Source organism: Streptomyces sp. URMC 126, from assembly GCF_051386555.1.
Taxonomy (GTDB): Bacteria; Actinomycetota; Actinomycetes; order Streptomycetales; family Streptomycetaceae; genus Streptomyces.
The window spans coordinates 1-13,452 of record NZ_JBPQTX010000196.1 but is presented as its reverse complement, the minus strand read 5'-3'; the positions used below and the strand labels follow the sequence as shown (position 1 = coordinate 13,452).

General features: G+C 72.6%; 12 protein-coding genes and 1 pseudogene. 4 read left to right on the top strand and 9 right to left on the bottom strand.

The window, feature by feature from the left end:
* Positions 1 to 201: 201 nt before the first annotated feature.
* The 4 genes from ACSNOK_RS22115 to ACSNOK_RS22100 form a co-directional block, all read right to left on the bottom strand.
* On the bottom strand, positions 202 to 1,251 hold the full coding sequence (locus ACSNOK_RS22115; protein WP_436782480.1) for a hypothetical protein: 1,050 nt from the start codon (positions 1,249 to 1,251) through the stop codon (positions 202 to 204).
* A 269-nt stretch (positions 1,252 to 1,520) separates the two neighbouring features.
* Positions 1,521 to 2,735, bottom strand: coding sequence for an Ig-like domain-containing protein (locus ACSNOK_RS22110; protein ID WP_436782479.1), 1,215 nt, complete (start codon positions 2,733 to 2,735; stop codon positions 1,521 to 1,523).
* A gap of 316 nt (positions 2,736 to 3,051) precedes the next feature.
* Positions 3,052 to 3,471, bottom strand: coding sequence for an SRPBCC family protein (locus ACSNOK_RS22105; RefSeq protein WP_436782478.1), 420 nt, complete (start codon positions 3,469 to 3,471; stop codon positions 3,052 to 3,054).
* Positions 3,472 to 3,577: 106 nt separating this feature from the next.
* On the bottom strand, positions 3,578 to 3,814 hold the full coding sequence (locus tag ACSNOK_RS22100; RefSeq protein ID WP_436782477.1) for a hypothetical protein: 237 nt from the start codon (positions 3,812 to 3,814) through the stop codon (positions 3,578 to 3,580).
* Positions 3,815 to 3,969: 155 nt separating this feature from the next.
* Between ACSNOK_RS22100 and map the strand changes: the two genes are divergently transcribed.
* Together map and ACSNOK_RS22090 are read left to right on the top strand one after the other, a co-directional pair.
* A complete protein-coding gene (gene map / locus ACSNOK_RS22095) occupies positions 3,970 to 4,827 on the top strand; it encodes a type I methionyl aminopeptidase (RefSeq protein ID WP_436782476.1) in 858 nt (285 codons plus the stop codon).
* Between the two features lie 193 nt (positions 4,828 to 5,020).
* Entirely contained in the window at positions 5,021 to 5,746 is a 726-nt protein-coding gene (locus tag ACSNOK_RS22090) for a heme oxygenase (biliverdin-producing) (RefSeq protein WP_436782475.1), read from the top strand.
* Between the two features lie 157 nt (positions 5,747 to 5,903).
* Here the strand turns inward: ACSNOK_RS22090 and ACSNOK_RS22085 are convergent, their stop codons facing one another.
* Entirely contained in the window at positions 5,904 to 6,473 is a 570-nt protein-coding gene (locus ACSNOK_RS22085; protein WP_436782474.1) for a hypothetical protein, read from the bottom strand.
* Positions 6,474 to 7,059: 586 nt separating this feature from the next.
* On the opposite strand from ACSNOK_RS22085, the gene ACSNOK_RS22080 reads away from it, so the two are divergent.
* On the top strand, positions 7,060 to 8,157 hold the full coding sequence (locus ACSNOK_RS22080; protein WP_436782473.1) for a PucR family transcriptional regulator: 1,098 nt from the start codon (positions 7,060 to 7,062) through the stop codon (positions 8,155 to 8,157).
* A gap of 69 nt (positions 8,158 to 8,226) precedes the next feature.
* Positions 8,227 to 8,637: pseudogene (locus ACSNOK_RS22075) on the top strand (MerR family transcriptional regulator).
* A gap of 118 nt (positions 8,638 to 8,755) precedes the next feature.
* On the opposite strand, the gene ACSNOK_RS22070 reads toward ACSNOK_RS22075, so the two are convergent.
* The 4 genes from ACSNOK_RS22070 to ACSNOK_RS22055 all read right to left on the bottom strand — a co-directional run bounded on the left by ACSNOK_RS22070 (position 8,756) and on the right by ACSNOK_RS22055 (position 12,786).
* On the bottom strand, positions 8,756 to 9,445 hold the full coding sequence (locus ACSNOK_RS22070) for a PhzF family phenazine biosynthesis protein (RefSeq protein WP_436782472.1): 690 nt from the start codon (positions 9,443 to 9,445) through the stop codon (positions 8,756 to 8,758).
* 51 nt (positions 9,446 to 9,496) lie between these two features.
* On the bottom strand, positions 9,497 to 10,402 hold the full coding sequence (gene prpB, locus ACSNOK_RS22065; RefSeq protein WP_436782481.1) for a methylisocitrate lyase: 906 nt from the start codon (positions 10,400 to 10,402) through the stop codon (positions 9,497 to 9,499).
* Positions 10,402 to 11,922 (bottom strand): MmgE/PrpD family protein, encoded by a 1,521-nt coding sequence (locus tag ACSNOK_RS22060; RefSeq protein WP_436782471.1) that lies wholly within the window; start codon positions 11,920 to 11,922, stop codon positions 10,402 to 10,404. Before ACSNOK_RS22060 ends, prpB begins: the two co-directional genes overlap by 1 nt.
* A gap of 435 nt (positions 11,923 to 12,357) precedes the next feature.
* Complete coding sequence (locus ACSNOK_RS22055) at positions 12,358 to 12,786, bottom strand: hypothetical protein (RefSeq protein ID WP_436782470.1); 429 nt, start codon at positions 12,784 to 12,786, stop codon at positions 12,358 to 12,360.
* Positions 12,787 to 13,452 lie beyond the last annotated feature (666 nt).

Sequence of the window (13,452 nt, the reverse complement as noted above, 5' to 3'; positions counted from 1 at the left end):
GTCGAGCCCACCCCGCACGAGCCCCCGCCGGGGCCGACCTGTTGAGCCCCCCACGCGCGAGCCCCCGCCGGCGTCGACCGGCTTTAATAAAAGCACCGCCGATGCTTCTCCCATCCCCTCACCGGCACAGCCGAGTTCGCCAACTCCGAACGGCCCTGAGAACTCAACCCCGGGCTGCGAAAACCGCGAGAGTCGAGTCACTCACTGAATCAGGTCAATGTACGGATGTTCCGGGGAGGCCGGGCAGACATGGAGCTGCAGATCGTAACCCCGGGCGAGGATGACCCTGGTGAAGTTGGCCGGGGGAATTCCCGGGGGCAGGTGCGGCGTGTCGCCGGCCTGGTCCTCGACGGGTTTCCAACTTTCGGTGGCGCCGTCCCATTCGGTCGAGGCGATCGTCAGCAGCGGGACCGCCTCGGTGTCGCAGGCGGGGCAGCGTCGGGGCACGGGGTCGGTGAGACCCCAGCGGCTCCAGCCACCGACCTTCCAGCCGGGAGCGTGGGACAGCTGGTCCATGTAGAGCTCCTCCGGGGCGACCTCGTAGGAGCTGTCCAGCGCGGACCCGGCCGCCTGCCACCTGCTCCAGTCGCCCAGCTGGTCCTGCAGCTCCTTGCTCAGCTCCAGCAGGTTCGGGTACTCGGTGACCTGCTCCGGTGCGAACAGACACGGCTCGGGCAGGTAGTCGGAGAACTGGACCGCTGGGGGCTCGGGAGGGGTGGCGAGGACATCGGTGACCTCGGCGGCGGATCGCCAGAACAGTGCGGGCCTGGGGTGCGCCGGATGGTCGAACGGGCACCAGAGGACCTGGAGAAGGTCAGCCTCGGGTCGCCCGAATGCACGGAGCTGAGGGATGTCGCGCACATACAGCTGGGCCACCGGCAGCATGGCGATCGGGCCCTCCGGCCACGGGCGGCCGACCTGGAGCCGCTTGTCGATCGCCAGTTCCTCAGGCGTGGCCCAGGGGCTCTGAGGATCGCGCCGCCGCCGGTCTTCCGTTGCCGCCCGGTGGCGGCGCAGCAGCCGTACATCCTCTGGCGAGTGGGCCGCGTTCACGCGGTCCCACTCGTGCGGCCCGTCGCAGTACGGCCAGGGCTCATCGGCAGGCCACAACAGTGGCCCGCCGACGGAGCTGTCGTGCGGTGACGGCGCCCCGGGGCGGGGATGCAGCCGGGTCGCCGTGCGGGCCAGCGGGGCCGGCTGAGGGAAGAGCGCCGTCACGTCGAACGGCCGCGGCGGGGTGGTGCGTCTCACGCCGGCTCCCGTAGGCGTTATTGGGCTGAGATCAGTTTCCGAGGTTGAGCAGCCCGGTGTCTGCCTTGGTGTTGGGGACGTAGACGTTGGGGAACAGCAGCTCCGTCGTCCCGTTCGCCCGTTCGCCCGCTCGCCCGTTCGATGTTAGCGCTCATCGTGACGCCTACCGGGATCGTGCTGGTGGCGTCCCGGTAGACGGGCGTCACCTGGGCTCAGCCCTCGCGAGCGCCGCGACGCGTAGGCCCGGGCCCCCGCGACCGAGAGGGCGCTCAGCCCTTGAGAGCGCTGCGGGACTTCCAGGCGGGCCAGTCCAGTTGCCAGGCGCCGAAGCCGTTGCCGGGGGCCGTGACCTCCGCGTTCTTGGTGTTCTTCACGACGACCGGGTCTCCGACGCGAATGCGGTCGAACAGCTTCTTGGCGTCACCGCTGAGCATGCCGACGCAACCGTGGCTGGAGTTGGCCGAGCCCATCACGTCCGCGTTCCAGTCGGCGGCGTGGATGAACGTGCCGGACGAGGTGAGGTGCACGACGGAGGTGGTGGGCAGGCTCGGGTAGGCGTCGCCGAGGCCGACCGAGGCGGACTTCATCGTCTCGTGGGCGTTCTTGGTGAGGACGACGTGGGTGCCGCCCCGGGTGGGGTACGTGTCGGAGCCTGCGGATATCGGGTAGGAGGCCACCTCCTTGCCGTCCTCGGCGACCGACATCCGGTGCCGGGCGGCGTCCACGGTGACGACGCGGTTCTCGCCGACGGTGAACCCCATCGCGTAGTCGCGGGCGAAGAAGCGCCCCTGGCCGCTCGGCAGGCCCGCGAGGTTCCCCTTGAGCGCGACCTTGGTGCCGGGCTTCCAGAAGTCCTTGGGGCGCCAGTCGATCCGGTCGTTGCCGCCGAGGTCCTTGACCCAGCCCCAGGACCCCTCGGTCCGGGGCGAGGTCTCGACGCGCAGGTTCCGTTCGACCTCCGCCCTCTCCGCGTCCGTCACGGGGTGGTCGAACAGCAGGGAGACCGGCTGCGCGACGCCGACGGTCGACCCGTTGCCCGGCGTCAGTTCCAGCTTGTTGGGCTTCTCGGGCGCGGCGGTGGTGACCGTCCCGGAGCCGCTCCGCTTGCCGCCGCCCTCGCCCTTCGCCGTGTAGCCGGCCTTGTAGGTACTGGCGGGCCGGGTCCCCGAAACGGAGGTCCAGGAACGGCCGTCGGCGGAGAGTTTGCCGTCGAGCCGCCGGCCGCGCTGGTCGGTGACGGTGACGTCGGCGAGGCTGCCGTCGCCGGAGGTCACCTTGAGGGTGATCGGGGCGCCGGGGGCGGCGCCCGTCGCCTTGCCGCCGGACGCCATGGCGACCTTCACGTCCGCCGCCCCACCGCCCGCGCCGTCCGCGGAACCGCCGCCACCGCCGGAACCGCCACCGCCGCACGCGGTCGTGAGCAGCAGCCCGGCCGCCGCGGTGAGCGGCAGCAGGGCGCGGGGGACGGACGGTGTACGGATCACGGCGGCGGCTCCGGGAGGTCGGGGAACGCGGCGGGCCAACCGACTCGTTGGCCCCTACAACCACCTAGAGCGGCCGTACGTCCGGCCGGTTCCGCCCCGATGACGCCGTTTCGTCATGATCTGCGTCACGCGAAACGATCTGTGCCCCGCGAAGTGCCCCGCGGCGTGCTCCGGGAAGTGCTCCGGGACGTGCCCCACGAAGTGCTACGCACCCTGCGAAGCGAGCCGTGCCCCCACGAACTCGAGGCGCCCACCCCGCCCGCCCGCCAGCCGGACCGCTGCCCAGCCGGCGGCTGAAGGCGCCCGGGAACCGCCGTCAGGCACTCACCGCCGTCTCCAGCAGTTCCTTGAGCCGGGTCAAATCGGCGACGACCATCGCGGCGTCCCGCTCGAACTCGGCGTCGCTCATCCCCGGCTGCCGGCGCAGCGTGAACACCACCTCGCTGCCCGCGCCGTGGGCGATCACGCGGAACGGGTTGTGGACGGTCTCCCCAGAGGGCAGCGTGACGTCGTGGTCGAGCACGCCGAAGGCGTTGCGGGGCACGAAGGAGACCTCGACCCGCCCCATCGGGGAGTCCTCCGCGACCCAGCGGTCTCCGCGCTTCTCGATGGAACCGCCCAGGCCGCGGGCCCAGGCCGGCATGTTGGCCGGGTCCGACGCGTACGCGTAGACCTCGTCGACGGGACGGTCGATACGGACGCCGATGTGACGGCTTTCCTTGTCGGTACTGGTCATGGCGGTGACGCTAGCGGGCCGCCGCCGCCACGCTCTTGAACGAATCGGACACGGGCGGCGGGCAACTACCCCGGCGGCGGGCAACCACCCGAGACCGCCCCGCCCCTCAGCCCTCCCCAGCCCCCGCTCCCCCACCCTTCCCGTCGTTCCAGCGCGGATCCTCCCGCCACTCCGCCTCGCGCTCCCGCGCCGTATCCATCGCGCGGGACGCCTCCTCGCGGGTGGCGTACGGGCCGAAGCGGTCGGCGGCGCGGCACTGCGGGCCCTCCTCGACCGTGCCGTGTTTGAGGCAGTAGTACCACTCACCCGGTTTGCCCGCCGGGCGCTTCTTGAACAGGGCCATCGAAACTCCTCCTCCGCCGGTCACCACCGGCCGTCCGCCGGTCGTCCACCGGCCGTCCACCGGGCCGCCGCCGGACCACTGCCGGACCGCCGCCCGGCCCGCGGCCGGCCTCTCGCCCCCATGCTCCCCGAGCGGCCGTGACTACACTCGCAGACATGTCTGGCCAGTCACTTCTCACCCCCGGGAAACTCTCTCCCGCCCGCCCCGTACCCGCTTCGATCCCGCGGCCCGAGTACGTAGGCAAGGAAGCGCCCACCCCGTACACCGGCCCCGAGGTCCAGGACGCCGAAACGATCGAGCGGATGCGGATCGCGGGCCGCATCGCCGCGCAGGCGATGGAGGAGGCGGCCAAGCACATCGCGCCCGGCGTGACCACGGACGAGCTCGACCGGGTCGCGCACGAGTTCATGTGCGACCACGGCGCCTACCCCTCGACGCTCGGCTACCGCGGCTTCCCCAAGTCCCTCTGCTCCTCGGTCAACGAGGTCATCTGCCACGGCATCCCGGACTCGACCGTGCTGCGCGACGGCGACATCGTCAACCTCGACGTGACGGCCTACATCGGCGGTGTGCACGGCGACAACAACGCCACGTACCTCTGCGGCGACGTGGACGAGGAGTCCCGCCTGCTGGTGGAGCGCACCCGCGAGGCGCTGAACCGGGCGATCAAGGCGGTCAAGCCGGGCCGCCGGATCAACGTCATCGGCCGCGTCATCGAGTCCTACGCCAAGCGCTTCGGCTACGGCGTGGTCCGGGACTTCACCGGCCACGGCATTAACTCGTCCTTCCACTCCGGCCTGATCGTCCCGCACTACGACAGCCCGCACCACGACACCCTGATCCAGCCGGGGATGACGTTCACCATCGAGCCGATGCTGACGCTGGGCACGTACGAGTACGACATGTGGGACGACGGCTGGACGGTCGTCACGAAGGACCGGAAGCGCACGGCGCAGTTCGAGCACACCCTGGTGGTGACGGAGACGGGCGCGGAGATCCTCACCCTGCCCTAGACGAGGTCTCCCACGAGGTCTCCCACGGGAGCGGTGGCGGCGGTATCGTCTTCCCGACAACGCGTCGGGAAAACGATTGACTTAGGTAAGCCTAACCGTAGACAATCGGCTCACGGGACGCTTCGGCGTACTCGTGGACCGGTTGTTCGTCGCTCGCCCGTCGCTCCCGTCCCTTCGTCACCGGAGGCCCGCCGTGGACTCGTCCGAAACGACCCCGCACGACCCCTCCGTCCAGTCCGGCCAGTCCGGCCAGTCCGCTCCGCCCACCCCTTCCACTCCCTTCTCCGCGCTCATCCGCACCGCCTCGCAGGGGGAGCACACCGAGGCCGAGAACTCGTCGTTCATGAGCGATCTGCTCGGCGGCCGTCTCGGTCTCTCCGCCTACCGCCGCTACACCGAGCAGCTCTGGTTCGTCTACCGGGCCCTGGAGGACGCCGCCCCGGCCCTCGCCGAGGATCCCGTCGCGGGCCCCTTCCTCCGCCCCGAGCTGGCCCGCACCGGGCAACTGGAACGCGACCTCGCCCACCTGGGCGGCCCCGGATGGCGTACGGGCCTGAGGGCCCTGCCGGCCACCGAGGCGTACGCCGCCCGGATCGAGGAGTGCGCCCGCGACTGGCCCGCCGGCTACGTCGCCCACCACTACACGCGCTACCTCGGCGACATCTCCGGCGGCCAGGTCATCCGCGGCACCGCCGAGAAGACCTGGGGCTTCGCCCGGAAGGGCGACGGCGTCCGCTTCTACGTCTTCGACGGCATCGGCAGCCCCTCGGCCTTCAAGCGCGAGTACCGCGAACTACTGGACGCCCTGCCGCTCGACGACCTGGAGAAGCAGCAGGTCGTCGCCGAGTGCAAGCGCGCTTTCGCGCTCAACACGGCGGTGTTCCGGCAACTCGGCGAGGAGTTCCCGCTGAGCGCGTGAGCGCGTGAGCGTGTGAGCGGGGGGCGGGTGCGGGGGAAGGCGGGTGCAGGGGGCAGCCGGGCGCTGAGGGCTTGGGCACGCCTCGTCCCGGACGGGTCGGTCCCGCTCACCTGCCGCTCAGCCCGTCCGGTACCGCCCGGTGCCGCTCACGTGCCGCTCAGCGCCGAAGGAAGACGACGGCTGTCACCACGACCGTGATCACGAGGCCCAACAGTGCCCCGGTCATCGTGGGTGGCAACCGGTCCCGCCTCCGCTCCGGCGGCCGGAAGCGGTCCTCGGGCCGCGTGGAGACCTTCCACCAGTCGATGACCTGCCGGAAGACCACATCGATGTCGGGCGCGGGGTAGAAGCCGCTGTGGTGGAGCCCGGGCAGGGTGCGGCGCCGCCCGTTCCCGAGCGTGATCCGGACCGCGAGCGACTTGTCCGCCCCGTTTCCGGACTCCTGCAAGTCGACCCACCGGATCTCGTGCCAGGAGTGGGTCCGGCCGCGCCCGAAGCCCCAGCAGATGGTGACGCCGGCCGCCCCGACCTCCGTCCGGCACCGGAGCGTGGCGAAGAACCCGACGGCGAGGAGCACGGCCGTCGCGCCGAGCATCCAGAAGAAGCCCACCCGGCCGAGCCGGTAGTAGGCGAGAACCAGTTCGACGACCATCAACAGCAGCAGCAACACCAAGTGCGACTGGGAGGGGCGGTACCGGTCCCTGCCCCTGAAGACCAATGCGTTCACCGGGCGCACACCCCGCCGCGGCTCCGCGCGTCCTTCCACGCGCCCTGGGGCCGGGGACGCCCTCTTCGCTGCGAGAGCTGCGGGGACGGACGGCCGAGGCCGGACAGGTTCATGCGGACTTCTTTCGTGCTGTCGTGCTGTGGTGCGGTTGTGCTGTGGTGCGGTTGTGCTGTTCGTGCGTGAGCGCGGTCGCGCGCGCTGGGGCTCTCCCGACTCCCCCGGCCCCCGTTCGTCCGAAACCGAGCCGGTTCGAACCGAGCCGGTCCGAAGCGAGCCGGTCCGGAACCGAGCCTGCCGGCGAGGGCAGCGCACGGGCGGGGCGGCGCCCAGGGGGACCGGGCCCGAGTGCCGGGCCCCGGCTCATTGCCGGGACCGGGCACCAGGGCCACCCCCCGTTTCCCCCCGCACCCATGATGACCTGCGAGGATGCCGACGCGCACTGCCGGAACCCGGCAAACTTCCCACCCTGTTCACTGCCGTACCCACCCCGGGCGGACGAGGCCCCGAGGACCGTCTGTCACCCTTGGTCCCCTGATCGGGAGCGTCAAGAAGACGTCAGCGGCGCGCCAAGAAAGCGGGAGGACGCGTGACACGGGAGGAATCACCCGACCACTACCTGGCGGGCTACGCCGACATCCTCCTCGACGCCTCGGCCACCGGCCGCCGGCTCCGCCGGGAGGAGCTGGACTCCCGGCGCGCGCTCGGCGAGCGCGCCGCGCGCGGCCCCTACGGGTTGCGGCAGTTGATCGGCGCGCACCTGGCCGCCACGCGCGCCCTGACGTCCGCGCTGCCGCTCGCCCCGGGCGGCCGTGACGCGCGCGCCGTCATGGACGGCGTCCTCGCCGCGGCCGAGCAGGCCGTGGACGCGTTCGCCGACGGCTACGAGCGGGCGCGGCGCCTCGCCGTACGCCAAGAGGAGGCGGCCCGGCGCGAGTTCATCGACGACCTGCTGCACGGGCGCGGCGACCTGGGCCTGCTGTCGGAGCGCGCCGAGCACGTCGGGCTGCGGCTCGCCCGCACCCAGGCGGTCGCCGTGGCGGCCGGCCCCGAGCCGTTCCGCGACCTGCACGGCACCGCGCGCCAGGTGGAGGCCGCCTTCGGCGCCCGTTTCCCCTCTCTCGCGGAACACCGGGTCCTGCTGGCGACCAAGTCCGGCCGACTGGTCTGCGTGGCCCCGGGTGACGGGCGCGACCTCATCGACTTCTTCGCCGAACGCGCCCTCGACGCGACGGGCGGCCGGGGCCGGGTGGCCGTCGGCCGTCCCCAGCCGGGCCCGGGCGGCGTCGCCCGCTCGTACGAGGAGGCGCTCAACGCCCTCGACCTCGCCGACCGTATGGGCCTGCCCGCGCCCGTGCTGCGCGCCGAGGACCTGCTGGTCTTCCCGGTTCTCACCCGCGACCGGCAGGCGATGGCCGACCTCGTCCGGTCCACGCTCGGCCCCCTCCGGCAGGCGCGCGGCGGCGCCGAGCCGCTGCTGGAGACGCTGCACGCCTACTTCGACGCGGGCTGTACGGCCGCCGAGGCGGCCCGCCGCCTCTCCCTGAGCGTGCGCGCCCTCACCTACCGCCTGGAGCGCATCCACCGCTACACCGGCACCGACCCCGCCGATCCGCTGCACCGCTACACCCTCCAGACGGCGGTCATCGGGGCCCGGCTGCTGGGCTGGCCCGCCCAGGAAGTCTGAGCACGCCCGCGGCCGTTACGAGAAACGCGGAGACCGCACACAAGGCAGACCGGACACCAGGGGGATCACATGCGCATCGGAGAACCGGCGGAACGCACGGGCACCTCCCGCCGCCTGCTGCGCTACCAGGAGGAGCAGGGGCTGACCGTCGCCGGCCGGTCCGCTACTTGACGGTTACCGCGAGTACGACGAACGCTTCGTGGACCGCGTCCTCCAGATCAGGAGCTGCTCGACGCCGGGCGCCCGACCCGCGTCATCAAGCAGGTCCTCCCCTGCCTCGACAAGCCCCGGACCCTCTACTTCTCCGACGCCACCCCGGAGATGCCCGCCACGCTGGAACAGGAGCGGGCCCGCATGTCGGCCCGCATCGAGTGCCCGGAGCGGAACCGGGACGCGATAGGGGGAGTACCTGGCCTGGACGCCGTACGCCGCGGCGGACGCCCGGACGATGCCTCGCCGGCGTTCGTCACGGCGTCCTGAGCGGGCGGCCGGACGACGCGACGGCGCACAGCGGACGGCACGACGACGCACAGCCGGACGACGCGAACGACGCACCGCCGGACGTCGCGGCACCCGGCCGCCCGCCCGCCGCTCCCCGTCACACCACCCGCCGCTCCACCATCTCCGCCCGGCCGCCGACCTCGATCGTCCCGTCCGGCAGCGGCCGCGTCACGATCCGCGAGCCGACGCCCTGCCGGATGTCCAGGGCCCGGCCCAGCTCCGCCGTGAGGACGAGGGCGGCGGCGCCCGTCGCCTCGTCCTCCACGATCGCGTCGCCCCGGCGCGGGAAGGCCCGGGCCCGTACCCGGCCCGCCGCCTCGTCCTCCCAGGCCCAGGCGTACAGCCAGCCCTCCCCCGGCGGCGGCGCGGGCAGCGCGTCGACCTCCGCCACGGAGGCGTACCGCTCCATGCGCCGCCCCGACGCCCACTCGGGCCGGCCGGCGATCCGGATCAGGTCCCCGTCGCGGCGCACCGGCACCTCTCCGGCGGGCGGACGCAGCACGTCCACGCCCGGCAGCAGCGAGGCGACGCCGATGAGCGGGTGCCCCGCGAACGGCAACCGGACGCTGGGCGTCCGGATGTCGACGACCCCGCGCTCGGCGTCGTCGACGAACACCGTCTCGCTGAAGCCGAGTTCGGCGGCGAGCTCCTGCCGCCGCTCCGAACCGGGGACGGACGCACCGTCCAGGACGACGCCGAGCAGGTTGCCGCCCTTGCCGTGCTCATCGCCCTCACCACCCTCGCCGCCCTCGCCACGGAAAACGCTCAGTACATCAATACGAATCATTGCCCCATTGAACGGCACGCCGGCCGACCGGCCGCCGCCTCGCACACCTCATCAAGTGCCGGGCGGAGGATCGCCCTGGGAGACGGCCGTGTCGAAGGCCGTGTACCGCTCGTAGTCCAGGAGCTCGTAGAGCCGCGAGCGCGTCTGCATGCGCGGCAGCAGTGATTCCTGGGTGCCCTCGGCGGCCAGGACACGCAGCCCCTCCTCGACGGCGCCCAGGGCCAGCCTCATCAGGGTGACGGGGTAGAGGACGATGTTGTAGCCGAGGTCCTCCAGTGTGCGGGCATCGAGCAGCGGGCTCTTGCCGAACTCGGTCATGTTGGCGAGCAGGGGGACGTCCACGGCCGCGCGGAAGGCCGCGAACTCCCCTTCGTCCGCCAGGGCTTCGGGAAAAACCGAGTCGGCGCCCGCGTCCACGTACGCCTTGGCACGGTCGATCGCCGCGTCAAGCCCCTCGGTGGCACGGGCGTCGGTACGGGCCATGAGCAGGAACCCGTCGTCTCGCCGGGCCCCCACGGCCGCCCGCAGCCGGCGCACCATGTCCTCGCGCGGCACGACGGTTTTCCCGGCGAGGTGGCCGCAGCGCTTGGGGTTGGTCTGGTCCTCCAGGTGAAGTCCGGCCGCGCCCGCGTCCTCCAGCAACTGGACGGTCCGGGCGGCGTTCAGGGGCTCGCCGTAACCCGTGTCGGCGTCGGCGAGCAGGGGCAGGTCGGTGGCGCGGCAGATCCGCTGGACGTGGGCGGCCGTCTCGGTGGAGGTGGTCAGTCCGATGTCCGGCAGCGCGAGGCTCGCCGCGAGTGCGGCCCCGGAGAGGTACACGGCATCGAAGCCGGTCTCCTGGACGAGACGCGCCGTCAGCGGATCGACCGCGCCGGGAACGCGCAGGAGCCGGCCCGAGGCGAGCGCCTCACGGAACCGCCGGCGGCGGCCCGCCGCCGTAGTACGGGTGTGGAGCATCATCGGAACAGCCCCTTCGGCAGACCGGCGTCGAACGCGCCGACGGCCCGCGCGTCGACGGCGGGGAACAGCGCGTCGAGTCCGGCGGCGTCCAGCCCGGCCAGACCACCCGCGGCGTCCAGGAACCGCTCCTGCGCCGCCGGCGTGACACGGCCCTCGGCCAGGGCACGGAACTTCGCCGTGTAGTCGTCCCGTCCGAAGGGCCTCGCGCCGGCCGGGTGGGCGTCGGCGACCGCGAGTTCGTCCTCGATCACCGACCCGTCGGCCAGGGTGACCACGGCCCGGCCGCCGAAGGCGCGGCGCGCGGGGTCGGGGTCGTGGTAGCGGCGGGTCCATTCGGGGTCTTCGACGGTGGAGATCTTCCGCCAGAGGGCGACGGTCTCGGGGCGGCGTGTCCGCTCGGGCGCATAGGAGCGTTCGTGGTGCCAGCTCCCGTCTTCCAGGGCCACGGCGAAGACGAACGGAAGGGAGTGGTCCAAGGTCTCACGGGAAGCGGAGGGATCGTACTTCTGCGGATCCCCCGAGCCGGAGCCGATCACTCGGTGGGTGTGGTGACTCGTGTGGAACACGATGTCCCGCACCTCCTCCAGCGCGCCGATCCGCTCCCGCAGCCGGCGGGCCAGGTCGATGACCGCCTGCGCCTGGTACTCCGCCGAGTACTCCTTGGTGTACGTGTCGAGGATCGCGCGCCGGGGCTCGCCCGGTTCCGGGAGGGAGACGGTGTACGAGGCGTCCGGGCCGTCCAGCATCACGGAGAGGAAGCCGTCCTCCCCTTCGTAGACCGGGGACGGCGAACCCTCCCCGCGCATCGCGCGGTCCACCGCCTCGACGGCCGTCTTCCCGGTAAAGGCCGGGGCGAACGCCTTCCAGCTGGAGATCTCGCCCTTGCGGGACTGCCGGGTGGCCGTCGTCGTGTGCACGGCCTGCTGGACCGCCCGGTACACCGTGTCCGTCGGCAGCCGCAGCAGCGCGCCGATCCCGCAGACGGTGGCGGCGCCCAGATGGGCGATGTGGTCGATGCGGTGCGCGTGCAGGCAGATGCCCTTCACCAGGGCGATGTGGACCTCGTACGCGGCGACGATGCCGCACAGCAGGTCGCCGCCGCCCCGCCCGGCGTGCTGGGCGACGGCCACCAGGGGCGGGATGTTGTCGCCCGGGTGGGCGTAGTCGGCGGCCAGGAAGGCATCGTGGAAGTCCAGTTCGCGGACCGCCGTCGCGTTGGCCCACGCCGCCCATTCGGCGGATACCCGGACGTCCGCCGACGTGCCGAAGACCGAGGCACCGGGTGCGGCCCGGTGGGGAAGCGCCTGGGCCCGGGCCACGGCGACGGGCCGACGCAGGAGGGCGGCGACGGCCACCGCCGCGTTGTCGACGACGCGGTTCGCGGCCATCTCCGTCACCCGGTCGTCCAGCTCGTCCGCCCTCGTACCGGTGGCGACGGCCGCCAACCGCCAGGCCAGTTGCTCCTCGCGCGGCAATCGCTCGGCACTGGTGTGCACACGCACCTGGTGATCGAGCACGGGACTCCAGAGAGAACGGAACGAGAACGAGAAGGCGCACCATCGAGTCTGCCCCACCGTGACGACGCCCGCGCGAAAGCGGTCCGGGTTCCGGCCAGGGTCTCGCCGGGAAGCCAAGGCATGTCCGCCGATGCCGGGAAGCCGTAGGTCATAGGTGCCGGCGGGCAAGGGCGACCAGGCCTGGTAGCGGCTCGCGCGTCGATCGTCGTAGCGGATGGCCAGGGGCGGGCTCGTTCCGCTCTGTCGGAGGCGGTGGAGCGGCGTTCGACGGCGTTGCGGCGCTTGTGAGCGCCGGGTCGGCGCCCTCGGGGATGGCGGCGGCGACACCGCGCCGGCGCGGGTAGCCGGCCCGGGGACGTCCGGCCACGACCGGAGGACGGACGCACCGACTCCGCTGATACGGCCTGAGACCTGCCCGATGGGTCGGGACAGGCCTTACCCGCACGCGCCGCTCTCGGCGGTGGTGAGCCGGTTGATCACCTCCACGATGACGTCGACAGGGGCGTCGACCGCCTCGTTCAGAACCTGTCCGGACGCGGCGTTGCTGCCGGGGAACCACTGGTTGATGACGCAGGCGTCCCCGCCTCGCTGGCCCACCTTCACACCACTGAGCGGGTTCGGTACGTCGGCGCCGCCGCACTGGTTCGTGGGAACCGCCCCGGGCGCTGCCACCTGGTTGCCGCCGACGGCACTGCCGGGGACGTGGGCGGAGCCGCGCGCCGTGGCACCGGCGCGGTTGGCGCACCCGTTGCCGATCGCGGGGGAGAGCAGGCCGCCGCCCAGCCCGCCGGCCTGGGCGGCGCCGGTGGCGGCATGAGCGGCGGAGACCAGGACGGAGGCCACGAGAGCGGTACGCGCGAGCATGCGAGGGGTCATATCGGGAGCAACGAGCACTCGCGTCCGACGATACGGCGACACATGACCGACCTAACCAGCCCAAAACCGGCACCCGCCCATCGACCCCGTCGGGCAGGCCCAAGGCCGTCTCGTCCGGGTCTCGCCCGACTCGCGTCGTCCGCCATCGCACCTCGCGGGACGACCGCGGAACCCGAGTACGCCCAGGACGCGACGCGGGAGCCGCTCCGCCTGGCGGCGCACGGCACCAAACGACACGGGTTCGACCCGCGAGACCCGGTGCACTCGGGGCCCTCGCCCTCACGGTCCTCCCTTTGCTCTTGGCGGCGCCGGCCCAAGCCGCCGCACCGGAAGCCCCGTTGTCCCGCAGCGGCGCCCCGGCGGCTCCCGCCCAGGCCGCCGAGGGCCCGGCGGGCCCCGGACTCGGTGAAATCGTCACGATCGCGGAAGGCCTCCCGCGGAGGTACGGCCTCACCACGCCGTTCACGAACATCGCGGACCTCGACGCAGGCTTCGACGCGCGCCTTACGCAGATCGCTGGAGGCGTCCTCGGCGGCAACGGGTAGGGAGGCGTCGTCGCATCCGCCGGTGGCACTCCTCCGAGCGATACGCCCCTGAGCGGGCCGACGGCCGACGGCCGACAGCGACAGCAAGCACGCCCCCGCCCCCTCAGCC

What these genes read in the sequence shown, in the direction of transcription:
- ACSNOK_RS22105 (WP_436782478.1), bottom strand. Translation starts at nt 3,471, where the DNA reads ATGACCAGTACCGACAAGGAAAGCCGTCACATCGGCGTCCGTATCGAC.
- ACSNOK_RS22100 (WP_436782477.1), bottom strand. Translation starts at nt 3,814, where the DNA reads ATGGCCCTGTTCAAGAAGCGCCCGGCGGGCAAACCGGGTGAGTGGTAC.
- map (WP_436782476.1), top strand. Translation starts at nt 3,970, where the DNA reads ATGTCTGGCCAGTCACTTCTCACCCCCGGGAAACTCTCTCCCGCCCGC.
- ACSNOK_RS22070 (WP_436782472.1), bottom strand. Translation starts at nt 9,445, where the DNA reads ATGATTCGTATTGATGTACTGAGCGTTTTCCGTGGCGAGGGCGGCGAG.
- prpB (WP_436782481.1), bottom strand. Translation starts at nt 10,402, where the DNA reads ATGCTCCACACCCGTACTACGGCGGCGGGCCGCCGCCGGCGGTTCCGT.
- ACSNOK_RS22055 (WP_436782470.1), bottom strand. Translation starts at nt 12,786, where the DNA reads ATGCTCGCGCGTACCGCTCTCGTGGCCTCCGTCCTGGTCTCCGCCGCT.